At 64.3% G+C, this 23,051-nt stretch carries 16 protein-coding genes and 2 pseudogenes; 12 read left to right on the forward strand and 6 right to left on the reverse strand.

Annotated elements, in window-relative coordinates; genetic code table 11:
- The first annotated feature begins 25 nt into the window (after nt 1-25).
- From ACFRAU_RS03295 to ACFRAU_RS03330, 8 genes and pseudogenes are all read left to right on the forward strand, one after another.
- Nucleotides 26-2,518 carry an FAD-dependent oxidoreductase gene (locus tag ACFRAU_RS03295; RefSeq protein WP_377998779.1) on the forward strand — a complete coding sequence of 831 codons (2,493 nt, stop codon included), beginning with the start codon at nt 26-28 and terminating at the stop codon, nt 2,516-2,518.
- A 112-nt stretch (nt 2,519-2,630) separates the two neighbouring features.
- Nucleotides 2,631-3,257 carry a cyclodeaminase/cyclohydrolase family protein gene (locus ACFRAU_RS03300; RefSeq protein WP_377998780.1) on the forward strand — a complete coding sequence of 209 codons (627 nt, stop codon included), beginning with the start codon at nt 2,631-2,633 and terminating at the stop codon, nt 3,255-3,257.
- Nucleotides 3,254-4,132: a bifunctional 5,10-methylenetetrahydrofolate dehydrogenase/5,10-methenyltetrahydrofolate cyclohydrolase gene (locus ACFRAU_RS03305; RefSeq protein ID WP_377998781.1), complete on the forward strand. Its 879-nt coding sequence runs from the start codon at nt 3,254-3,256 to the stop codon at nt 4,130-4,132. The genes ACFRAU_RS03300 and ACFRAU_RS03305 overlap by 4 nt, the downstream gene beginning before the upstream one ends.
- Nucleotides 4,133-4,143: 11 nt before the next feature.
- Nucleotides 4,144-4,377: a hypothetical protein gene (locus ACFRAU_RS03310; protein WP_377998782.1), complete on the forward strand. Its 234-nt coding sequence runs from the start codon at nt 4,144-4,146 to the stop codon at nt 4,375-4,377.
- A 49-nt stretch (nt 4,378-4,426) separates the two neighbouring features.
- Nucleotides 4,427-6,793, forward strand: coding sequence for an FdhF/YdeP family oxidoreductase (locus tag ACFRAU_RS03315; protein WP_377998783.1), 2,367 nt, complete (start codon nt 4,427-4,429; stop codon nt 6,791-6,793).
- A gap of 199 nt (nt 6,794-6,992) precedes the next feature.
- Nucleotides 6,993-8,285 carry a molybdopterin molybdotransferase MoeA gene (locus tag ACFRAU_RS03320; protein WP_377998784.1) on the forward strand — a complete coding sequence of 431 codons (1,293 nt, stop codon included), beginning with the start codon at nt 6,993-6,995 and terminating at the stop codon, nt 8,283-8,285.
- A 52-nt stretch (nt 8,286-8,337) separates the two neighbouring features.
- A pseudogene (locus ACFRAU_RS03325) lies at nt 8,338-8,790 on the forward strand (formate dehydrogenase accessory sulfurtransferase FdhD); the annotation flags it as partial.
- Between the two features lie 207 nt (nt 8,791-8,997).
- Complete coding sequence (locus ACFRAU_RS03330; protein ID WP_377993750.1) at nt 8,998-9,804, forward strand: IclR family transcriptional regulator; 807 nt, start codon at nt 8,998-9,000, stop codon at nt 9,802-9,804.
- An 84-nt stretch (nt 9,805-9,888) separates the two neighbouring features.
- On the opposite strand, the gene ACFRAU_RS03335 is transcribed toward ACFRAU_RS03330, so the two are convergent.
- Nucleotides 9,889-11,118, reverse strand: a complete 1,230-nt coding sequence (locus tag ACFRAU_RS03335) for an aromatic ring-hydroxylating dioxygenase subunit alpha (protein WP_377993749.1) — start codon at nt 11,116-11,118, stop codon at nt 9,889-9,891.
- Between the two features lie 51 nt (nt 11,119-11,169).
- Complete coding sequence (locus tag ACFRAU_RS03340; protein WP_377998785.1) at nt 11,170-12,411, reverse strand: NAD(P)/FAD-dependent oxidoreductase; 1,242 nt, start codon at nt 12,409-12,411, stop codon at nt 11,170-11,172.
- A 251-nt stretch (nt 12,412-12,662) separates the two neighbouring features.
- Between ACFRAU_RS03340 and ACFRAU_RS03345 the strand changes: the two genes are divergently transcribed.
- The 3 genes from ACFRAU_RS03345 to ACFRAU_RS03355 are packed head-to-tail and all read left to right on the forward strand — an operon-like array spanning nt 12,663 to nt 16,526.
- Nucleotides 12,663-13,013, forward strand: a complete 351-nt coding sequence (locus tag ACFRAU_RS03345; protein WP_377993747.1) for a bifunctional 3-phenylpropionate/cinnamic acid dioxygenase ferredoxin subunit — start codon at nt 12,663-12,665, stop codon at nt 13,011-13,013.
- 52 nt (nt 13,014-13,065) lie between these two features.
- The gene (purU, locus tag ACFRAU_RS03350; protein WP_377998786.1) at nt 13,066-13,983 is read left to right on the forward strand and encodes a formyltetrahydrofolate deformylase; all 918 of its coding nucleotides are present in this window, start codon (nt 13,066-13,068) and stop codon (nt 13,981-13,983) included.
- 35 nt (nt 13,984-14,018) lie between these two features.
- Entirely contained in the window at nt 14,019-16,526 is a 2,508-nt protein-coding gene (locus ACFRAU_RS03355; RefSeq protein ID WP_377998787.1) for an FAD-dependent oxidoreductase, read from the forward strand.
- Between the two features lie 737 nt (nt 16,527-17,263).
- Here ACFRAU_RS03355 and ACFRAU_RS03360 read toward each other — a convergent pair.
- Together ACFRAU_RS03360 and ACFRAU_RS03365 are read right to left on the reverse strand one after the other, a co-directional pair.
- Nucleotides 17,264-17,713, reverse strand: coding sequence for a Rieske (2Fe-2S) protein (locus ACFRAU_RS03360; RefSeq protein ID WP_377998788.1), 450 nt, complete (start codon nt 17,711-17,713; stop codon nt 17,264-17,266).
- 713 nt (nt 17,714-18,426) lie between these two features.
- A complete protein-coding gene (locus ACFRAU_RS03365) occupies nt 18,427-18,696 on the reverse strand; it encodes a hypothetical protein (RefSeq protein ID WP_377998789.1) in 270 nt (89 codons plus the stop codon).
- 517 nt (nt 18,697-19,213) lie between these two features.
- Here ACFRAU_RS03365 and ACFRAU_RS03370 point away from each other — a divergent pair.
- Nucleotides 19,214-19,763: pseudogene (locus tag ACFRAU_RS03370) on the forward strand (recombinase family protein).
- Between the two features lie 580 nt (nt 19,764-20,343).
- On the opposite strand, the gene ACFRAU_RS03375 reads toward ACFRAU_RS03370, so the two are convergent.
- The gene (locus ACFRAU_RS03375) at nt 20,344-21,009 is read right to left on the reverse strand and encodes an HNH endonuclease (RefSeq protein ID WP_377998790.1); all 666 of its coding nucleotides are present in this window, start codon (nt 21,007-21,009) and stop codon (nt 20,344-20,346) included.
- Entirely contained in the window at nt 21,002-22,399 is a 1,398-nt protein-coding gene (locus ACFRAU_RS03380; protein WP_377998791.1) for an AAA family ATPase, read from the reverse strand. The genes ACFRAU_RS03375 and ACFRAU_RS03380 overlap by 8 nt, the downstream gene beginning before the upstream one ends.
- Between the last annotated feature and the right edge of the window lie 652 nt (nt 22,400-23,051).

Below are 23,051 nucleotides of genomic sequence, written 5' to 3' on the forward strand. Positions count from 1 at the left end.
TACCTAAATCAGCAGGAGAAACCACATGGCATCCACGCCACGTATTGTCATCATCGGAGCTGGCATCGTCGGCACAAACCTGGCCGACGAGCTGGTCGCCCGGGGCTGGAACAACATCACGGTCCTGGACCAGGGGCCACTGAACATGCCCGGCGGCTCCACCTCCCACGCTCCGGGGCTGGTCTTCCAGACCAATCCCTCCAAGACCATGGCGTCGTTCGCCAAGTACACAGTGGAAAAGCTGCTCTCGCTCACTGAGGACGGCGTGAGCTGCTTCAACCAGGTGGGCGGCCTGGAAGTCGCCACCACCGAGACCCGTCTCGCCGACCTGAAGCGGAAACTCGGTTACGCATCCTCCTGGGGCATCGAAGGCAAGATCCTCTCGCGTGAAGAATGCAAGGAGCTCTACCCGCTCCTGAACGAGGAGAACATCCTGGGCGGCCTCCACGTCCCCAGCGACGGTCTGGCACTCGCGGCGCGTGCCGTGCAGCTGCTGATCAAGCGCACCGAGGCCGCGGGCGTGAAGTACCGCGGCTCCACCACCGTGACAGGAATCGAACGGTCCGGACGGCGGGTCACCGGCGTCGAGACATCCGAGGGAGTCATCCCGGCCGACATCGTCATCTCCTGTGCCGGCTTCTGGGGCGCGAAGATCGGTGCCATGATCGGCATGGCAGTTCCCCTGCTCCCGCTGGCCCACCAGTACGTGAAGACCACACCGGTCCCGGCGCAGCAGGGCAGGAACGAACTGCCCAACGGGGCAACCCTGCCGATCCTGCGCCACCAGGACCAGGACCTCTACTACCGCGAACACGGTGACCGCTACGGGATCGGCTCCTACGCCCACCGGCCCATGCCCGTCGACGTCGACACCCTGGGAACGTACGCCCCAGAGACCGTCAGCGAACACAACATGCCCTCCCGCCTGGACTTCACCCTGGAGGACTTCCTCCCGGCCTGGGAGGCCACGAAGCAGCTCCTGCCCGCACTGGCAGAGGCCGAGATTGAGGATGGCTTCAACGGCATCTTCTCCTTCACCCCCGACGGCGGCCCGCTCCTTGGCGAGTCCAAGGAACTGGACGGCTTCTATGTCGCCGAGGCCGTCTGGGTCACGCACTCCGCCGGCGTTGCCAAAGCCATGGCCGAACTGCTGACCACTGGCAAGTCCGAAACCGACCTGGGCGAATGCGACATCACCCGCTTCGAGGACGTCCAGCTCACCCCCGGGTACGTCAGCGAAACCTCGCAGCAGAACTTCGTGGAGATCTACGACGTCCTGCACCCGCTGCAGCCCAAGCTCTCCCCGCGCAACCTGCGCGTCAGCCCGTTCCACGCCCGCCACAAGCAACTGGGCGGATTCTTCCTGGAATCCGGCGGCTGGGAGCGGCCGTACTGGTTCGAATCCAACGCAGCCCTCCTCAAGGAGATGCCGGCCGAATGGCTGCCACCGGCACGCGACTCATGGTCAGGAATGTTCAGCTCCCCCATCGCCGCCGCCGAAGCATGGAAAACCCGCACGGCCGTGGCCATGTACGACATGACCCCGCTCAAGCGCCTCGAGATCTCAGGCCCGGGAGCGCTGAAGCTGCTGCAGGAGCTGACGACGGCGGACCTGGACAAGAAGCCCGGGGCGGTCACCTACACCCTCCTGCTCGACCACGCCGGCGGCGTCCGAAGCGACATCACGGTGGCGCGCCTGGCCGAGGACACCTTCCAGCTCGGCGCCAACGGCAGCATCGACACCGCCTACTTTGAACGCGCGGCCCGGCACCAGACGCAAAGCGGCTCCGCCTCTGACTGGGTCCAGGTGCGCGACACCACCGGCGGCACCTGCTGCATCGGCCTGTGGGGTCCCCTGGCCCGCGACCTGGTCAGCAAGGTCAGCGACGATGACTTCACCAACGAAGGCCTGAAGTACTTCCGGGCCAAGAACGTTGTCATCGGCGGGATCCCGGTCACCGCCATGCGGCTCTCCTATGTCGGCGAACTCGGCTGGGAACTCTACACCAGCGCCGACAACGGACAGCGGCTCTGGGATGCGCTCTGGCAGGCAGGCCAGCCCCTCGGGGTCATCGCGGCCGGCCGGGCGGCCTTCAGCTCCCTGCGCCTTGAAAAAGGCTACCGCTCCTGGGGCACGGACATGACCACGGAGCACGACCCCTTCGAAGCCGGCCTCGGCTTCGCCGTCAAGATGGCCAAGGAAAGCTTCATCGGCAAGGGCGCGCTCGAAGGCCGGACCGAGGAGGGCTCCGCCCGCCGGCTGCGCTGCCTGACCGTCGACGACGGCCGGTCCATCGTGCTCGGCAAGGAACCCGTCTTCTACAAAGAACAGGCCGTCGGCTACATCACCAGCGCCGCCTACGGCTACACCGTGGCCAAGCCCATCGCCTACGCCTACCTGCCGGCCACCGTTTCGGTGGGCGACTCCGTCGAAATCGAATACTTCGGGCGGCGCATCACGGCCACCGTTTCGGAAGAGCCGCTGTACGACCCCAAAATGACCAGGCTCCGCGGCTAAACAGCCCGCAGGGCCCTCCGGGGGCACGCAGCCCGGCTCATCCTCGCAACGGGAGCCGGGCTGCGTGCAACCCCCTTTCCGCTCCAGCCTCTACCAGCCCAGGAATGGACAAATGATCGGTTCAGAAACAATCAACAACTACCTCGGCAGGCTGGCCGCACGGCAGCCCACCCCTGGTGGCGGCGCGGCCGCGGCACTCCACGCGGCGCAGGGCGCGGCCCTGGTGGCGATGGTGGCAAGATTCAGCACCGGCGCCAAATATGAGCAGCACGCAGAGACCACGTCCAGAATCATTGCCGCCGCCGACCAGCTCATTGGCGAGACACTGGGGCTGGCCGATGCCGACGAAGCCGCCTTCAAAGCCGTGATCGCCTCTTACAAGCTGCCCGCCACAAGCGACGCTGAACGTGAGGCACGCGCAGCCGCCATCGGCGACGCGCTGGGACAGGCTGCCCAGCCGCCGGCCCGGCTGATCAGCCTGTCGGGCGCCGTGGTGGAGCTCGCGGCCGAACTTCTGGACATCGCGAACCCGAATGTCATCAGCGACATTGCCGCGGCAGCCGACGCGGCCAGGGCAGCCGCGACCACAGCCCGGGTGAATATCGACATCAACGTCGTAGCCATTAAAGACGCCCAGGCCCGCGCCGCGCTGGCGGAACGAACCGACGGGCTTGAAGAAAAAGTCGTTCTGGCGGCTGACTCGCTGTCACGCCAGGTACGGGAAAGGATCCTCCGATGACGGCATCCCAGCTCTCCGGCAAGCCTCTCGCCAAACTGATCCAACAGCAGGCCCAGACCGAAGCCAAAGCCCTGGCCGACGAGGGCGCAAGCCCAACCCTCGCCGTCGTGGTCGCGACGGAGGACAGCTCCACGCACTGGTACGTGCGCTCCATCGAGCGCGCCGCGGAAAACGCCGGCATCGGCTGCCGGATCATCGACGTCGGCCACGACGCCACCGAACAGGTGCTCATCGCCGTGCTGCAGGACCTCAGCGCGGAGTCCTCCGTCAATGGCATCATCCTGCAGACTCCCCTGCCTGCGGGCGTCCGAACCCAGGAACTGGTCAAGTACATCGCCCCGGAAAAGGACATCGACGGCGCGAACCCGTTGAGCCTGGGGCTTCTCGCCGTCGGGGAACGCGCCTTCGCCCCGGCCACGGCACGCGCCGTTGTGGAAATGCTGGACCACTTCGAAATTCCGGTGGCTGGCCGCAACGTGGTGGTGGTGGGCCGTTCAACCGTCGTGGGCAAGCCGCTGTCCCTGCTGTTGCTGCAGAAGGACGCCACCACGACGGTCTGCCACTCAAAGTCCGGCCCCCTCGCGAACTACACCAGGGGTGCCGACGTCGTGGTTGTTGCCGCAGGGCGCACCGGGCTGCTCACCGGGACTGATGTTTCCGAACATTCGGTGGTCATCGATGTGGGAACGAATGTACTCTCCGACGGCTCGCTCGTCGGTGACGTCGACGAAGCCAGTGTCCGCCCGGTCGCCGCAGCGCTGACGCCGGTCCCCGGTGGTGTCGGCTCGGTCACCACCGCCCTGCTGCTCCTCCACACCGCCGAAGCGGCGCGCGAACAGTTCCGTGCAGCCCGGACACCGGTCCTCACACGGTGAGTGAGGCGGTGATGGCGCGCACCACCGCGCCGCAGCCCTCCAGCACCAAGGTGGTGGCGGACTGGACGGCGCTCATCCCCGGCGACTTCGTCACCGTGCTGGAGTCGTATACGGTCCGCCACAGCGGCTGGATCGATGACCTGACCGAGGATGGCCGCATCCTGTGGCTGGTCCGGGCTTTCGGGGGCGGCCGCCGCATGTTCTTCCGCGAGAACGGCGACATCGTCACCGTCGAAGTTCCCTAGGCAAAGCACACCCCGAAACCGGCCCGGCAAAGATCTAAAGGAAGAACCCATGGCTTCGAAGGCCCCTCGCGAAAACATCGACGAGTCACGACTGACAGTCAGCAAACCGAAAACCAAGGCCGTGGGCATCCCTGCGGTGGCCAACGCCCTGAAAATATCGTTGGAGCAGATGGGTCCGCTGCGCAGCGTCCAGACGCTGATGGCCGTCAACCAGATCGACGGCTTTGACTGCATGGGCTGCGCCTGGCCGGAACATGAGAAGCGCAATGCGGCGGAATTCTGCGAGAACGGCGCCAAGGCGGTGGCGGAGGAGGCTACCCGACGGCGGGTCAGCCCGGAGTTTTTCGCCCGGCATTCGGTCGCCGAACTCAAAACCCGTGATGACTACTGGCTGGGGCAGCAGGGAAGACTGACCCACCCGATGGTCCTGGATGAGGGTGCAACGCACTACAGGCCCATTGGCTGGGACGACGCCCTGGAGCTCATTGCCCAGGAACTCAGGGACATGGATGACCCGGACCAGAGCGTCTTCTACACCTCCGGCAGGACTTCCAACGAGGCGGCGTTCGTGTACCAGTTGCTCGTCCGCGGCGTGGGCACGAACAACCTTCCGGACTGCTCAAACATGTGCCACGAGTCCTCCGGATCGGCGCTGGTGGAAACCATAGGCATCGGCAAGGGTTCCGTCAGCCTCAAGGACCTGGAAACGGCCTCCCTCATCTTCGTGGCGGGCCAGAACCCGGGCACGAACCATCCGCGCATGCTCAGCGCACTGGAGAAGGCCAAGAAAAACGGCGCCGCCATCGTATCCGTCAATCCGCTCCCCGAGGCCGGGCTCCTGCACTTCGAGAACCCGCAGACCATCTCGGGAACGCTGGTGGGCACGCAGCTGACTGATGACTTCCTGCAGATCAGGGCGGGCGGCGACCAGGCACTGTTCCAAGGCCTCGGCAAATACCTGCTGGACGCGGAACGTGCGGGCAGGAACACCCCCGGCCTGTCCACGGTGCTGGATCACGAGTTCATCCGGAACCACGCCGTGGGCCTGGAGTCCTACCTTTCGCAGCTGGAACAGGTGCAGTGGGACGACATCGTCGAGGCGACCGGCCTGACCATGGAACAGATCAACGCCACCGGTGAACGGCTTCTGGCGTCAGGCTCCACCATCGTCTGCTGGGCGATGGGCCTGACACAGCACAAGCACTCTGTACCCACCCTTCGCGACGTGGTCAATGTCCTGCTGCTGCAGGGCAACATCGGCAAGCCCGGAGCGGGGGTCTGCCCGGTCCGCGGACACTCCAATGTCCAGGGCGACCGGACCATGGGCATCTTCGAACGGATGCCTGAGGGCTTCCACGACCGGCTCGACCAGGAATTCCGGTTCCGTTCGCCCCGGGCACACGGCTACGACACCGTCGCCGCCATCCGGGCGATGCGGGACGGCAAGGTCCGGCTGTTCGTGGGCATGGGCGGGAACTTTGTGCGGGCGGCTCCGGACTCGGATGCCACCGAAAAGGCCCTGGCCAATACCCGGCTGACCGTGCAGATCTCGACGAAACTGAACCATTCACACCTGTCGACAGGAAAGCGCGCCCTGATTCTCCCCACGCTGGGCCGCACCGAGCGGGATGTCCAGCGCTCCGGCGACCAGAGGGTCACCGTGGAGGATTCCATGAGCGCAGTCCATGCATCGCGCGGCCGGCTCAAGCCCGCCAGCGAGCACCTGATGTCTGAGGTGGCCATCGTCTGCAACCTCGCGCACAAGGTGTTCACCGACGCCTCCGGCCAGGCCCGTCCCAACACGCCGGCGGCCGACTGGCTCTCCCTCCGGGATGACTACTCCCTGGTCAGGAAGCACATCGAGGCTGTCATCGACGGCTTCGAGGATTTCGAGGAGCGGATCCAGCGCCCCGGCGGTTTCGTCCTGCCCCACCCGCCACGGGACAACCGGGAATTCAAGACCGCCTCGGGCAAAGCGCATTTCACGGCGAACGCCCTGGAGTACCTTCGGGTCCCGCCCGGCCGCCTGATCCTGCAAACCTTGCGTTCCCACGACCAGTACAACACCACGATCTACGGCAAGGACGACCGCTACCGCGGAATCCACGGAGGCCGGCGCGTGGTGCTGGTCAGCGAGGCGGACATCGCCGAGCTGGGCTATGCCGACGGCGACATGGTGGACCTGGTCTCGGAGTTCCGCGGGACAGAACGCCGGGCCGAGAACTTCCGGATCGTGAGCTACTCGACGCCGAAGGGTTGCGCCGCGGCCTACTACCCCGAGACAAACGTGCTGGTGCCGCTGGACTCCGTGGCCGACACCAGCGGCACTCCCACCTCCAAGTCCGTCGTGGTGAGGCTGGAACCGGCGAAGGCCAAGACAGAGGAAAATCAAATGCTTGCAGCCCTTCCGCACTGATATATCTTTACGATATATTTGGAATATCAGGGCGGCCGCCGGCGGTGCGCGGCCCAAGCCCGCACCACCAGGGGCGTAGAGCAGCAGTTTCGTTTCCCGTAAACGGTGTTTCGGAGGCCTGAAATACCTGGGGAGGTAAGCGCCGGAACACCGCTTTCGGGAAACGAAACCTGCCAACCATCCAACGAGGGAACCACCTGTGACACCTCCAGCCCTTCAAACCGTCGAAAGGCCGGGCACGGCCGGCGGCCCGGTCCCCCACGGTGAGCACACCTGGGCGGAAGCACGCCGACTGGCTTTCGACTGCGCCAGCCCCCTTGGACCAGAGGATGTCCCGCTTGCGGGGGCGATCGGCAGAACCCTGGCGGCCGACGTCGTCGCGCTTCAGGAGATGCCCCACTACGCCTCATCCGCGATGGACGGCTGGACGGTCAGTGGTGAGGGCCCCTGGGTAATGACGGAACCGGGAAGGCCGCTTCGCAGCGGAGAGGCAAGCCCGGTGGTCACAGGCGGCGTCATCCCTCCGGGCACCCAGTCGGTGCTCCGCGTGGAGAGCGGGCGGGTTGCAACGCGCGCAGACGGCCAGGCCATGCTCATGCTGGGTGACGGGGCATCCCCCGGCGAACCCCGCCCGGGGCAGCACATCCGCAAATCGGGTGAGGAAGCGGCAGCCGACGAGCTGCTGATCCCCGCAGGAACAACCTTGAACCCCGCGCACATCGCCCTGGCCGCCGTCGCCGGCTTCGACCAGCTGACGGTGCGCGGCAAGCCACTGGTCAAGATGCTGGTCACCGGCTCGGAGGTGGTCACGGCCAGGATCCCGGCACCGGGACAGGTCAGGGATGCCTTCGGGCCCCAGCTCAGCACCGTCATCCAGATGCTTGGGGGCGTCCCGGGGCCACTGGTCCGGATCGGTGACTCCTACGAGGAGTGGCTGACAGCCCTGGGTGCCTCCGAAGCGCCGATGGGACAGTGGCCCGACGTCATCGTGACCACCGGCGGCACCGGGCGCTCAGGCGCTGACCACTTCCGCGACGCCGTGGCCGCCCTCGGCGGGCGGCTACTCGTCGACGGGATCGCCGTGCGGCCCGGCCATCCCGCGGCGTTGGCCAAACTGCCCAACGGGCGGTTCGTCGTCGGACTTCCAGGCAATCCGCTCGCCGCCCTCATGGCGCTGTTCACCGTTGGCGGTCCGCTGCTGGCGGCCCTCGGCCACCAGCCCCTGCCCGGCATCAGCCGGGTGCCCTGCGGGACCACCATCGACCCCCACCGCGCGCCCACCCGGCTCATGCCGTTCCGCTGGGTCAACGGCCTGGCAAATCCCGCCCACCACACCGGCCCCGGAATGATGCGCGGACTGGCAACCGCCGACGGCGTCATGGCAGTTCCGTCCCGCGGCGTTCAGCTGGGTGAGCCGGTTCCGGCATTTGCGCTCCCCTGGCGCCCGGAGCTGCAGCCGCCGCTTCCCGGCAATTTGATCCGGGGGGACTAAGGCGTGGCACGCATGACCCGGCGACGACTTTGACCTCCATGACGTGCACGCGGACAAGCTGCGTGTGCCGGTGGACGTCATAGCCCGGCTGCCCGAACAGCTGCGCGAGGCCCAGGCCCTGTTCGACAAGACCGGCGGCGTCCACGCGGCAGGGCTGTTCAAGATCGGCGACTCCGGTGAAGCGGAGCTGCTTTGCCTCCGCGAGGACGTGGGCCGGCACAATGCCGTGGACAAGGTGGTCGGCTGGGCGCTGCGTGAAGGGCTTCTGCCGTTGCGCGGAACCGTCCTGCAGGTCTCGGGCAGGGCGTCCTTTGAGCTCGTTCAGAAGGCTGCCCTCGCCGGCATTCCAGTTCTGGCCGCGGTCAGCGCGCCCTCAAGCCTGGCAGCGGACCTCGCCGCCGACACCGGTGTAACCCTTGTTGGCTTCAGCCGGGGCAAGAGCCTCAATGCGTATGTGGGCCAGGAACGGCTGGCACCAGCGCTAAACAGCCTGAAAATCGGCTGACTACTCCAGAGAAATACATGGGAACCCCGCCACGGCACTGCCGCGGCGGGGTTCCTCGCATTTGGAAGCTATGCGTCCGGGAAATAAACGTTGTGTTCAGGAAAATGACACCGTGGTGTCCGCCGCAGTCTAGGATCGGAATGTGAAGCAGGCGGGATGGCGCATCGCCTGACCGCTGGTCGCGGCGACAACATGGGAGCACCACTGATGGCTGCAAGAGACGAACCAGGGACTGGCAGGGATCCGGACGCCCAAGGCGGAGGCGTCCAGTCCGTGGACCGCGCCATGCAGATCCTGGAGATCCTCGCCAGGGACGGACACGCCGGCGTCAGCGACATCGCAGACGAAATGGGGGTCCACAAGTCCACCGTTTCGCGGCTGCTCGGCTCGCTGGTGGCCAGGGAGATCGTGCGGCAGAACAACGACCGCGGCAAGTATCAGCTCGGCTTTGGCATCCTGCGCCTGGCAAGCTCCATTCCCGGCAGGCTGAGCCTGGTCCACGAGGCGCGTCCCATCCTGGAGGCCCTCGCAGACCAATACAAGGAAACCGTCAACCTCGCCGTCCTGCGGTCCAACTACGCAGTGAATGTGGACCAGGCCATGGGCCCGTCAACGCTGGCCACGTCCGACTGGGTGGGCAGCCTCACGCCCCTTCATGCCACCTCCAGCGGCAAAGTGCTGCTGGCGGCGCTGCCGGTGGAGGAACGCTCGCGGATCTTCCAGAAGGTGGGCCTTCCGGCCCGCACGCCGCGGACCATCACGGACCGGGACACCTTGGAAAACCAGCTCCTCGAGGTTTCCCGCGATGGCTATGCCATTGTTCACGAGGAATTTGAGATCGGCCTGACCGCGGTTGCCGTGCCCGTCTACAACCACTTCGGGACGGTCATCGGGTCCGTCAGCATCTCCGGCCCCGCCTTCCGCTTTGACCCGGAAAATACGCCCGGCCTGATCCCGGGCCTCCAGGAGGCCGGCCTGACCATCAGCGGAAAGATGGGCTACACCCACCGCTGACCCCGAGCCGCTTACGGCTGACCCAGGCCGCTTAAATGACTGAACCTGCCGAATTTGATTTCGGCAGGCTCAGTCAGCGGAGCTCTAGGAGGCCGGGGTTGCTTCTGCCTCTTTGCGCTGCAGGGTTACGGCCCGTTCCTCCAGCGGCGGGGTGTCCTCGGTGAGGCCCAGCAGGGCTTCCCCGGTCAGCTGGACGTCGCCGACCTTTTCCTGGACCCAGTCGTGGAATGCGCCGATGTGGTGTTCGCTGGGGACGAGCACGCCGCCCTTGGCGTAGGACTTGGAGGCCATGCCCGGCTGGCAGCGCTCGCATGCGTCGAAGTCCTGCATGTTCACGCGGTGGAACAGCTCCACGGAGGCGCTGACGTCCTTGCCGGACTCCACCACGGAGGGCAGGTACAGCCAGTCGCATTCGACGATCGTGTGGTCTGCGGACATCGGGAACATGCGGTGGATGATCACGTGGTCCGGAACCAGGTTCACGAACACGGTCGGCTTGATCGTGATCGCGTAGTAGCGCCGGTCCTGGTCCTCGCCCACGCCCGGGATGATGTCCAGGCCCTCGGAGCCATCGACGGTGAAGCCCTTGATGTCCTCACCGAACTCCGCGCCGTGGCCCACGAAGTACTGCGCGGCCAGGCCGTCAGCGAACTCCGGCAGGACCTCGGTCAGCTCAGGGTGGATGGTGGCGCAGTGGTAGCACTCCATGAAGTTCTCAATGATGAGCTTCCAGTTGGCCTTCACGTCGTAGCGGATGCGGCGGCCCACGGACAGGTTTGCCACGTCGTACCCGTCAATGGCGTGCACGTTGCCCAGGCGTTCCTCGATCGCGCCCATCACTTCTTCTTCGAAGGACGGCGGCTCCTCGGCGAGGCATACCCACACGTAGCCGAGGTATTCGCGGATGTGGACCTTGGAGAGGCCATACTCGTCGCGGTCGATGTCCGGCATCTTGGTCAGGTTGGGGGCTGCGATGAGCTTGCCCTCGAAGTCATAGGTCCAGGCGTGGTACGGGCACTGGAAGTTGCGGGCAGCTTCGCCCTTTTCCTCCATGCACAGCTTCACGCCGCGGTGCCGGCAGACGTTGTAGAAGGCGCGGATCTCGCCCTTGCGGGTCCGCGAGATCAGCACGCTTTCCCGGCCAATCTGCACCGTCTGCCACGCCCCGGGCTTGTCCAGGTCCGAGGACCGGATCGCACAAAACCACATCTGTTCGAAAATACGCTCCTGCTCGGCCCTGAAGATGGCCGGATCCGTGTACAGATGACCGCCCAGCGTCGGGATCAGGCTCGGGGTGGATACCTCAACAGACAATTTGTTCTCCTATTCCAAACACAAACAACTAAAACAAGAAGGAAAGTGGGGCTAAAGCCCTGCGGCGGCACCGGCAAGGGCGGGTTCGCCCGCCGGCGTCAAAACTTCGGGCACGACGGCGGCTGCCGGCTTGGGCGCCGACGTCGCCAGGCTCCTGCGCCACTTGGTGAACAGCCGTGGCTGGTTCATGCCCAACACGGCGACGGGAACGTCCTCCCGGTAGTACACGGCCAGCAGACTGTGCTCGGCAGCCTCGTCCGCTTCGACGTCGAGGCGGTCGTAGCCGGCTGAGTGGCCGGCGAACTGGATTTTCACCCCGTGCTGGTCCGACCAGAAATACGGCGGCTTCAGCGGCTGCGCCGGGGCGTCGTCATCGAGCAGTGCCTGCACCGCCAGCGCCGCCCGCTCCAGGGCACCCGTCCAGTGCTCCACCCGGCGGTGCCTGTCGACAGCAGCATCAAACCAGGCCGCGCAGTCCCCCACCGCCACGATGCCCGGAACGTTGGTCCGGCCCATCGCATCACACAGCACACCGCCGTCGACCTCAACGCCCGAACCGGCGAGCCACTCAACATTGGCTTCGGCTCCGATGCCCACCACCACGACGTCCGCAGCCACGAACGTTCCGTCGGCCAGCCGGAGCCCGGTCACGTTGCCTTCACCTGCGTAGAAGTCCTCGATGACGGCCGAGGAGATAAGCCGGACACCTTTGGCGGTGTGCAGACCGGCCACCACGGAGCCCATCTCCATGCCCAGCTGGGCTGCAAAGGGGACCGGCTTGGTGTCGACAAGTGTGACGTCCATGCCGCGCGAGGCGGCGGAAGAGGCGACCTCGGCGCCGACGAAGCCTGCTCCGATGACCGCCATTTTGCTTCCCGGCACCAGTTCCGGCGCCAGGCTTTGCGCATCCGCGAGGGTGCGCAGGGAGAAGACATTGCTCAGGCCGGCCAGGGCCGGCAGCTGCCGGGCCCGTGCACCGGTGGCGATGACGATGCCGTCCGCCCGGACAACTTCGCCATTGGCCAGGCCGATGATTTTCGAGGACGCATCCAGGGACACGGCACGCGTACCCAACAGCCATTCGGCGTCAAGGTCGTCAGTATCGGTTTCCAGGGACAGGTCCTCAGCCGTAATGGATCCCAGCAGGAAGTCCTTGGAGAGCGGCGGCCTGTCATACGGACGGTGCTCTTCATCGCCGATGATGACGAGGCGTCCGGTGAAGCCTTGGGCGCGGGCTGCCCGCGCGGCGGAAAGTCCGGCCAGCGAGGCTCCCACGATCGCAAGTGTCTGCATTTCTTCACCCTCTTTCTATTGCTATTAGCGCAACAACAATCGCTATATGCAACAGCGTGATCCATGCCACGGTGACTGTCAAGGGGTTGGGGACTCATTAAAGAGAGGCCGCGTAATCGGAACCCTTAGCCCTTGACAAAACAGTGTGATGGAAAGCACTCTGTTGCATATTACGACGGCTGTTGAACTATACGGAACAAATGGCCGCCATCAGTATCCATATACCTTCCCTACAAGAAAAGAGGCCCCCCATGCACAAGGCATGCCCGCTCAGCGAACTGGCACCAGGGGAAGCCCTGCGTCTGAACACTGCCCCGCCCATCGCCGTCTTTCACACCGAGGACGGCGAGCTCTTCGCCATTGACGACACCTGCACCCACCAGGACGCCTCGCTGACCGACGGCTGGGTGGAGGGCTGCGAGGTCGAGTGCCCGCTGCACGCGTCCAAGTTCAACCTCCGGACCGGCAAGGTCGACGCACCGCCGGCCAAGCTGCCGGTCCGTACGCATGAAGTGACTGTTGTCGACGGCGACATCATGGTCATCGAGTCGGATGAGGCGCCCAACCTGCCCCCCGGGCTCACCGTGAACGGCCACGTCTAAGCCGAACAGCCCTTCCGCTACCCCGCTGCCGCAAACCCCATTGGAGAAAATCTTGTCCACAGTCCTTGAAGGCGCGCCCGCAGCCGGTGCCAGTGCCAAGACCCGTACCGCTGAATTTGTCCTCACCCTGGCGTGCCCGGAACGGCCGGGCATCGTCCGTGCCATCACCACGTTCCTGGCTGACCGCGGCTTCGACATCGTGGAGCACCAGCAGTTCGACGACCACGTCAGCGGCAAGCTCTACCTGCGCACCGCCTTCACGCTGAGCGGCGCCGCCGGCGACGTCAGCCAGCAGACGGCCGAAAGCCTCACCACCGAGTTCGCAGCCGTCGCCGGCGAGTTCGGCATGGACTTCAGCATCCACGACGGCCGCCCGCAGCGTTTGCTGGTCATGGTGTCGAAGTTCGGCCACTGCCTGAACGACCTCATCTTCCGGTGGCGGGCCGGCAGCCTGGGTGCGGAGATCGCCGTCGTGGTTTCCAACCACGAGGACCTGCGGCCCATGGCCGAAGCGGCCGGGCTGCCCTTCATCCACGTTCCGGTGACGGCCGGCAACAAGCCGGCGGCCGAGGCCCGCCTGCTGGAGCTGGTGGCCGAATACGATGCAGACCTTGTGGTGCTGGCGCGCTACATGCAGGTGCTGTCCGACGATCTGTGCACGAAGCTGCGCGGACGCGCCATCAACATCCACCACTCGTTCCTGCCCGGGTTCAAGGGCGCGAAGCCGTACCACCAGGCCTACGACCGCGGAGTGAAGATGGTCGGCGCCACGGCCCACTACGTCACCGGCGACCTCGATGAAGGTCCCATCATCGAGCAGGAAGTCTTCCGGGTGGACCACGCCCTCGACCCCGACGCACTGGTGACTGTGGGCCGGGACGCGGAGACCCAGGCGCTCTCCCGTGCGGTGAAGTGGCACTGCCAGCACCGCGTCCTGCTCAACAAGACCCGCACCGTCGTATTCCGCTAATTTTCCGCTAACGCGAACCAGGAGAACCACACACCATGAGCGCATCACCACGCGTCGTCATCATCGGCGCCGGCATCGTCGGCACCAACCTCGCGGACGAGCTGGCCAGCCGCGGCTGGAACAACATCACCGTCGTCGAACAGGGCCCGCTGGAACTGGCCGGCGGCTCCACCTCGCACGCCCCCGGCCTGGTGTTCCAGAACAACGCGTCCAAGACCATGACGGAATTCGCCACGTACACGGTCAACAAGCTGCTCTCCCTGAGCCAGGACGGCCAGTCCTGCTTCAACCAGGTGGGCGGCCTGGAACTGGCAACCACTCCAGAGCGCCTGGCCGACCTCAGGCGCAAAATGGGTGTGATGACCTCCTGGGGCGTCGAAAGCCGGATCGTCGACGCCGATGAATGCGAAAAAATCTACCCGCTGTTGAACACCGGCCAGCTCACCGGCGGCCGTGAGGTTCTGGGCGGCCTGCACATCCCCACCGACGGCCTGGCCCTGGCTGCCCGTGCCGTGCAGCTGCTGATCGAGCGCTCCCGCGGGCGCGGCGTGACCTTCCTCGGCTCCACCACCGTCACCGGCATCAGCCAGTGGGGCGGCAAGGTCACCGGCGTCGAGACGTCCTCCGGCGTGATCCCTGCCGACATCGTGGTGTCCTGCGCAGGCTTCTGGGGCCGTGAGCTCGGCAAGATGATCGGCCTCGAGGTGCCGCTGCTGCCGCTGGCTCACCAGTACGTCAAGACCACGCCGCTCCAGGAGCAGCGCGGCCTCAACGAACTGCCCAACGGCGCCCACCTGCCCATCCTGCGCTACCAGGACCGCGACCTGTACTTCCGCGAGCACGGCGACCGGATCGGCATCGGCAGCTACGCCCACCGGCCCATGCCGGTGGACATGGAGCAGCTGCCCCGGATCGGCGCGGAGGAAATGTCTGACCACCGGATGCCGTCCCGGCTGGACTTCACCCTGGAGGACTTCGCGCCCGCGTGGGAGGACTGCCAGGACCTGCTGCCGGCACTGCGCAGCGCCGCCATCGAGGACGGCTTCAACGGCATCTTCTCCTTCACCCCCGACGGCGGCCCGCTGATCGGCGAAGCCCCGGACCTCTCCGGCTTCTTCGTTGCGGAGGCCGTGTGGGTGACGCACTCCTCAGGCGTGGCCAAGGCCGTGGCCGAGCTGCTCATCGAGGGCCGTTCCCGTACCGACCTGCACGGCACCGAGCTCACCCGCTTCGAGAAGGTGCAGACGTCTGACGAGTACGTCAGCGAGACCTCCCAGCAGAACTTCGTGGAGGTCTACGACGTCCTGCACCCGCTGCAGCCCAAGGAATCCCCGCGGGACCTGCGCGTCAGCCCGTTCAACGTCCGGCAGAAGGAACTCGGCGCCTTCTTCCTGGAGTCGGCCGCGTGGGAGCGCCCGCACTGGTTCGAGGCCAACCGCCCCCTGCTGGAGGAACTGCCGCCGGAATGGCAGACGCCGGAGCGCGAACCCTGGGCGGCCATGTTCTCCTCCCCCATTTCGGCGGCCGAAGCGTGGAAGACGCGTACCGCCGTCGCGCTTTACGACATGACGCCGCTGAAGCGGCTGGCCGTCAACGGCCCGGGCGCCCAGGCGCTGCTGCACCGGCTGAGCACCGGTAACATCGCCAAGAAGCCCGGCGCGGTCACCTACTGCCTGCTGCTGGAGCACGACGGCGGCATCCGCAGTGACGTGACCGTGGCCCGGCTCGGGGAGGAAGACTTCCAGCTCGGCGTGAACAGCAATGTTGACTTCGACTACCTGCGCGTTGAGGCCCGTAAGCAGTCCGCCGCCGATCCGACCAAGTGGGTGCACGTCACCGACATCACGGGCAGCACCTGCTGCATCGGCCTGTGGGGCCCGCTGGCCCGCGAAGTCATCGGCAAGGTCAGCAGCGACGACCTCACCAACGACGGCCTGAAGTACTTCCGCACCAAGGAAATTTCCATCGGCGGCATCCCCGTCACGGCCATGCGTCTGTCCTACGTCGGCGAACTCGGCTGGGAGCTCTACACCACCGCCGAATACGGCCTCAAGCTGTGGGACCTGCTGTTCGAGGCCGGACAGGAACACGGCATCATCGCCGCAGGCCGCGGCGCGTTCAACAGCCTGCGCCTGGAGAAGGGCTACCGCCTCTGGGGCACGGACATGAACACCGAGCACCACCCCTACCAGTCCGGCCTCGGCTTCTCGGTGGCGAAGGACAAGGAAGGCTACGTGGGGGCGGAGGCCCTGACTGTGCTCAAGGAACAGCCCGCGGACATCGTGCTGCGCTGCCTGACGGTTGACGACGGCACCTCCATCGTGCTGGGCAAGGAACCTGTGTACGTGGACGGCGTGGCGTCGGGCTACGTCACCAGCGCTGCGTACGGCTACTCGATCGGCAAGCCGATCGCCTACGTCTGGCTGCCTGCCGCGGTTTCCGAGGGCGACGCCGTGGAAATCGGGTACTTCGGCCGCCGCATCCCTGCCACGGTCAGCGCCGAGCCGCTGTTCGACCCCGGCATGGAGCGCCTCCGCGGCTGACGGGCTCCCCCGCTTCCGTCCCGACCCTCTTTGACGCTGGGGCCACGACCGCAGGGTTCCGGCCGAGCTTGCGAGGTTAGGGGGCGGTTGGGGACGACGGCGGCACACCGGCGAGTCCGGAGTGTCGCCGTCGTTCCTGGTTAAGCCGTTCCTGGTTAGAGGCGGTCCGGAGCAACGCTTTTGGTTGGGCGGGCTTAGCGGCCGCCGCACGTTGCGCCGGTAGACGAGGTATTGCTCCCTACAAGTCGGCTTCGTATGTCTGGCTGACCAGATCAGCGCCAAAGCTTCGCTCGGAGCGTTCCTGGACCGCGGCGTGAAGAGCTGCTCGAGCTTGCGTCCGCGCATGTGCTCAAGCACGGGCGGACAGACTTCTCGCTGCGTCCCTTGGCGGCTGAGATCGGCTCGAACCCCCGCGTGCTGCTGTTTCTGGTTGGCAATAAGGACGGTTTGATCCGTGCGCTGTCGGGCCGCGCACGGGCCGAAGAGATGTCGCTACTCGCCAAGCTGGAGGGAACCTCCAGCACCTCCAAAGGCGGACTTCCCGTCGTCGCAGAGGAATCATGGCTCTGGCTTTCTGCGCGGGAGCAGCGTCGAGGTTTGCCGAACGACTCCACGCGCGGGAGTTCGGCAGCCACTTCTACTCCTGCAACGTGCCCTCAGGCGCATCTGGGCTTGGAGCCTCATAGAGCTGACGCCAGTCACGGTGACGAGCCGCGTGCGATTTGGGGTTCAAATTATCAGGCGACGACCGTGATCCAGTCCCCGTCGATGGCGGCGGTAAGAGACGTGAGAGGGCGGCGGGCCGGCCCGGTGATGACGCTGCCGTCCGACCCGGTGAAGGTGGAGCCGTGACAGGGGCACTCGAAGGTGGTCCCGGCAGGCGCAACCGTGCAGCCGGCGTGCGTGCATGTTGCGTCATAGGCCACGACCTTGCGGTCTTCAGCTCTGAACACAACGACGGTCCTTCCGTTGGCTTTACCGGTGGCAGTGTCGCCCACGTTGATCTCGCTGAGCTTGCCGATCCGGAAGAGACGGCCGGGCGGTGCTGAAGCGCCGGAAGCCGTCGGGACGGTGGTGCTGCCCGCGGGCGAGACGGAGCAGGAGGACAGCGCCAGCGCGCCGCCCGCCGTTGTGGCAGCCGTACCCAGGAGTAGGAAGCGTCGAGGCAGGGGTTTTCCGGAATTCATGGAGCTATCGTGCCAGCTCCGCCTGAAAGCATGCTGCCTTCCCTACAAAAAATACGCGCCCACGGGCGCCGGGCCACAAGTGAGGCCTAACGGGCCATGATCACGGAAGCGCGAAGCCACTGCTTTTTTGGAATAGTGCTGGCGCTCGACGGGCTCGCAATCAGGTGCGGTGGACGTTCTCAGTTTTGTGGCAACGCCGACATGGGGTTTTGCCAACATAAGTGAGATTGATCCGGTCAGAGTCGTCTCACTTAACTTGGCAATTCCGTAGGCATCCAGCGTTGAGAACAGGCCGGATTGCCTTGTAGTTACTGGTTTCGGTGATCTCGGCGTTGCCAACTCAAATGAAAAAACGGCCTCAACCAGTAGGTTGCCAGGTTAACTGACTGAGACCGGATATGCGGGATTCTCGCATCAACTGAGATCCCGGACAACGCCGATAACCGCCGTTACGTCAAGTAACTAGGCTGATAGTTGCGCAGGCCCGCTATTATCAGTCCACCCCAGACCCCCTGCCGCGAGCCCGAATGAGCCAAAAGGCCTGCGCCGCACCACTGCGGCTCCGCAGGTTCAGTGCGATATTGGCGGGCATCAGGAAGCCGCGGCGTGCGGCGCCTTGCGGGTGAGCAACGCAGCCACTTCGAGGTTCGAAGTCCTCGGCGCGGCATCAGTAAATGCCGACGACACAGGCGCACAGTAAGGGTAAGAAGTCACTAATAAGCGACGACGTGGTCGCCGTAGGCGGCGCCCTCACCGATATACACCCGGTCGACTTTCATGCCTTTGGCGTCACCGGCGCCATTGACCGCCTGGCGATTCCCCTGCGCGAGAGTGGAACCGCGGTGCAGCTGTAGGCTCCGCACCACAGGATGGAAGTGGACCGACAGACCGCTGCACTCCTGTACCGGGCGGCGCAGGAGCTCCTTAGCAACGTCTACAAATTCGCCCGGCCTCAGAAGTGAAGTCCGGCTGAGCTGCGTCACGCGAGGCATGAGCCATGGAATTCAGCTCAAAGTAACCGACGATGGCCATGGTTTCGACGTGCCGGCAGCCATGATTGGTCGGCACACCGGCATGGGTTGCGCCTCATGCGCCTGGCCGTAGGCCGTGCCGGCGGAGAGGTGACAGCCGATTCATCCAGCGGCGCGGGAGCCTGCGTGACAGTAACCCTGCCCCTGGGCTAGCATCCACGGCGCGGTCATTCTGCCCGGGACCACCAACCCCGCTCCACGGTGCTTCCTCGAGCCATCAGGCCATCCAGTGGCACTTCGGAGACCTCGACTCCGGGCCCGTCTGCTTCGTTGACGAGCCCGAACAGCTAAGCGATGGAGCACAGGACGGGACAGTCTGTTACTTCCCGAAGTCTGCAAGTCATTCTCCGCGGGCGAATAGCGGCAGCGGATTGGCCGCTCACCAGATGCTCTGCGGCCAATCAGCCTTGACGTGCCTCTGGAGAGGCCCTAGAACTCAATCTCACATGTAAGAGGGTTGGAGGCAGCTGTGGCTGGTCAGCGGATCGGGTACGTGCGCGTGAGCACGCTGGATCAGAACGAGAAGCGCCAGCTCGATCGGGCCTTCACGGACAAGGCGTCCGGTCGGGACACGGCCAGACCACAATTAGCAGAACTGCTGAACTTCGCCCGCGACGCGGACACCGTCATTGTGCACAGCATGGACCGGCTGGCCCGCAACCTGGACGACCTGCGTGCTCTGGTCCAGCGACTCACCCGTAAAGGGGTGGGTGGAGTTCGTCAAAGAACACCTGCTCTTCACTGGCGAGGACTCCCCCATGGCCAACCTCATGCTCTCGGTCATGGGGGCCTTCGCCGAATTCGAACGCGCCCTCATCCGTGAACGCCAGCGCGAAGGCATCGCACTCGCCAAGCAGCGCGGCGCCTACAAAGGGCGGAAAAAGACCCTCACGCCTGAACGCGCGGCCGAGCTGGTCCAGCGGGCCGCCGCCGGGGTTCCGAAATCCGTCCTCGCCCGCGATTACGGCATCAGCAGGGAGACCGTGTACCAGTACCTCCGGCTGGCGGCCCTTCCGTAGCAGCCCTCCAGTCCGCCATAGATCACAATCAGCTTGGGTAGCAGGTTGAAAAAAGATCAAATATCGGCCTATCACCTGTGATTTAGGGTGTGACAGCCTCGGCGCGAAGCTCGTTGCCTATGTCGGTCGGTTCGGTCAAGGAAACCCGTGCTGTGCGGCAGTGGGCCGACGGCGAACGAAGGCCATCACCCGAGGTGAGACGCGGCTGCGCCCTGAGTCCCGAGCCGTGGTCCAGGCCGGTTCTAGGGTATGAATCCTCGGCTGGACGATGTGCCGCCTGCGCGGTTGCTGCGTGGAAACCAGATCGAGGACGCAGTGCTAGCAGTCGGTCCTTGCCGCCGCCCGGGCGTCCGGGGCGACAGGCTGACGGGGGGCCTGAGCAATAAGTAGTGAAGTGAGACCCTTGGCCTCAAGCCCCGGGGGTCTCTCCTGCAGTGAAGAGTCGGGTCGTGCCGCATGCTGAGCGAATACGGACCGACTCAAATTCGAAACTCCAGACGAGCAACCCGGGCTGAGGAGGTGGCGAAGAGTGAGGTTTCGGCTCGACAACACATCTCTTCCTCCTAACCCAATCGATAGACTATTCCTCTTCCAGAAGCTCTTCGTGGCTTTCGGCGGGGAAGCCGGTTGCAATTGCGTAGGCCCGAAGAAGGCCAGAAAATTCGCGGTCCGTCGCTATGGCAGCTGCTACGTCTTCCGCGTAGAGCGCCTTGCGCTCCAAATCTCTCTCCTCGTGCCAGATCCTTAGCCTGGCATCGATTTCCTCGATCCGCCTGAAGCGAGAGAGCATGAGGTCTTCCCGTGACAACTTCAATCGTCTAATGGTGTTACTCCCGCGGGAGCTACCCAGCTTTGCCACTGTTAGCGGGCCTCGGAAGTCGAGATGTTCGCTTAGCGAGTCCTGGTATGGGTTGAGTAACTGCAAAGCAGCGTCCTCAGTCCAGTAGTCCCCCTTGTTCGTATTACAACGAGAGCAGGCCAAACCTAGATTCGTCCACTCAAGCACCAAGTCCTCGAAGTGCTTCTTGGGCCGAATGTGTTCTACCGCTGAGTACGATGCATCATCGATGAAACATTCACAGTACATACACTTCCTTGAACACTCCTGCTTGAGTTTCTCGACGATCTCTGGAGCACGCCAAGGCGAAGGTTTGGCTTTGGCAGGGGCGTTCTTATATTCGATAGTCTTTTGGCTCTGGTGTACGGCTAGCCAATCTGGCGCATCTCCCTTGCCGATTTCAATCAATTTGTGCTCCCAGTGAACGAACCGCCGCCGGAAATTGCCTGTCGAGTCCGAGGTCTTTGAGCTGATCTCGAAGTTCGCGCAGGTCACTCGTTGAAGGGGACGCTGGCAATTCATCCATTAGTTGGCTGAGGCGAGATTCGGCCCATAGCGGCAGTGCTGTGTCCAGTCCCAAGACAGACATCAGAGTCTCGTCGGGCGTCGCTGATTTGTTGACATCCACTCTGCGAGAGCGGATATGCCCCCTCTCATCGGCTCCGAGGGCGTAGACAAAAGAATCCTGAGTTGAGGTGACTACGAATGGACTGTGCGTGGCGATGATGAACGTGACATCCGGAAAACCAGCCAGCAGCGATGGCACGATTGACCTTTGTAATTCGGGGTGCAAATGATTCTCCGGCTCGTCGATACAAACGGAAAATGAGGTTTTATTTCTTTGTCGAAGAAATATTTGCCACGAAAGTTCGAGCATTGCGCTAATCCCACCGGAAGCAGCTTCTAGGGGAAACTCCGCACTACGGGTGACAAGTATAATTTCGGAATCTTCAACTTCGAAACGAAGAAACTGCAGTGATGAAGGAAGGAACCGCCGAAGTACGTCCTGATAACCTTCCCAAACTTCTCTCGCGGCTTCACTAGCGCGGACTGCCTGATTGCCGTATGCGTACATCGCTGCCGCTACCAGTGCCTCCTTCATGCGGTGAAGCGGAGAATATTGCGAACTTCCGCCCGCGTAGCGAATCTGGATCTCAGACGCAAATTGTTGTTGCAGGGCATCCCACTCTGAAAAGCGGGGCGGCAAAGCCTTAAGTGGCTGGTAAGCACTTATTGAACGGTGTGAGTTAATGAATATCCCCGGAACCGTCTGCATTTGTGGGATTGATAACGGCGCGTTATTGATCCCAGCGCCGGCGTCTTGAACAAGCGATGATCGCGCGCCGTTCGCATACAAAAGTTGGCCCACATCTAGCGTGGCCATTGGAGAAGTCTTTTCAGGTTGACGCGTGAGCAACTGCGCAGCCCAGTTGAAATGGGGCCCGAGGATGTTGAGGAGCGTGGTCTTGCCGGCACCATTCGCTCCGGTCAAGATGGTCAGTCTCGGATGAAACACGATGTCTATGTCCGAAAACTGCCGCCAGTTACGGACGGTGAGCTGGCTAACTGCGTTCTCGTCAGAAGTACGCTGTTCACTCAGAGCCTCTATGAGTTGCTCGGTAGCCACCCATTCATCGAGCCAGCCGGCGGACAACTTAGCGGGCCATCCTGCTTCCAGCACTTGGCGGCCGAGGTCCGACAGTTCGTAGGCGTAACCGCCGTTCGCCAGGCGAACGAAGTCCAGCTTTGTCAGAAGGTCGAAGGCCCGCATATCCGTCCGCACCAGTGCCGGGTTCATGCGCCGACTAGGGTCCCGGCTTAGAGCATGACTAATCACGGAGTTGCTATCGGCCGGCCCTCCAAACTGAGACAGTGTTGCCAAGAGCAGTGATGCGCGCGATTCAACTTCCCTCAAGTCCATGGCGCAATCTTAGTTTGCGCCGCTAGGTCCACATGGTGGGGGTCTGACATCCCGATGAAACATGAGCCTGAAAGCCAGTCACTAACGGAGTCGGAGTCACTGACTCCGGCCGACAGCTGGCGCCACGACAGCAATTCATTGAACCAATCTGCCCAGGGCTTCCGAGCTATTTCCCAGCAGGAATCAGGCAGTCCGACCCGCCCCCGATAGCGTCAGGAAGGGGCCTTGCGGGCCGGCATGACAGTGATGATGCGGCCCGTGCGCCGGAGGGAGGAACATTTCAGCGTTCGAACCGCAAATATCCCACGCGGCAAAAGGACGCGGTCTTCCTGCTGCCATGTCAGCGCTTCGTGATGCTGACGGCGTGCTTGTGTGCCCGGTGCAGCCAGCGACGCTTCTCTTGGCCCATCGAAATGGTCAAGCTAGCGTGACCTCACGGATGAAGATGCGGCGTCGGTGGAGCAAGCGCTCAGCGGCGGCAATGTCCTTGAGTTGTTCACAGTGTGGGAAGACTTCCCCTGCGGCGAGA

The organism is Arthrobacter sp. NPDC056691 (genome assembly GCF_042791415.1).
In the GTDB taxonomy this organism is placed as follows: Bacteria; Actinomycetota; Actinomycetes; order Actinomycetales; family Micrococcaceae; genus Arthrobacter.

Coding starts and splice junctions, on each gene's coding strand:
- ACFRAU_RS03295 (WP_377998779.1), top strand. CDS start 26: ATGGCATCCACGCCACGTATTGTCATCATCGGAGCTGGCATCGTCGGC.
- ACFRAU_RS03300 (WP_377998780.1), top strand. CDS start 2,631: ATGATCGGTTCAGAAACAATCAACAACTACCTCGGCAGGCTGGCCGCA.
- ACFRAU_RS03305 (WP_377998781.1), top strand. CDS start 3,254: ATGACGGCATCCCAGCTCTCCGGCAAGCCTCTCGCCAAACTGATCCAA.
- ACFRAU_RS03310 (WP_377998782.1), top strand. CDS start 4,144: ATGGCGCGCACCACCGCGCCGCAGCCCTCCAGCACCAAGGTGGTGGCG.
- ACFRAU_RS03315 (WP_377998783.1), top strand. CDS start 4,427: ATGGCTTCGAAGGCCCCTCGCGAAAACATCGACGAGTCACGACTGACA.
- ACFRAU_RS03330 (WP_377993750.1), top strand. CDS start 8,998: ATGGCTGCAAGAGACGAACCAGGGACTGGCAGGGATCCGGACGCCCAA.
- ACFRAU_RS03340 (WP_377998785.1), bottom strand. CDS start 12,411: ATGCAGACACTTGCGATCGTGGGAGCCTCGCTGGCCGGACTTTCCGCC.
- ACFRAU_RS03345 (WP_377993747.1), top strand. CDS start 12,663: ATGCACAAGGCATGCCCGCTCAGCGAACTGGCACCAGGGGAAGCCCTG.
- ACFRAU_RS03355 (WP_377998787.1), top strand. CDS start 14,019: ATGAGCGCATCACCACGCGTCGTCATCATCGGCGCCGGCATCGTCGGC.
- ACFRAU_RS03360 (WP_377998788.1), bottom strand. CDS start 17,713: ATGAATTCCGGAAAACCCCTGCCTCGACGCTTCCTACTCCTGGGTACG.
- ACFRAU_RS03380 (WP_377998791.1), bottom strand. CDS start 22,399: ATGAACCCGGCACTGGTGCGGACGGATATGCGGGCCTTCGACCTTCTG.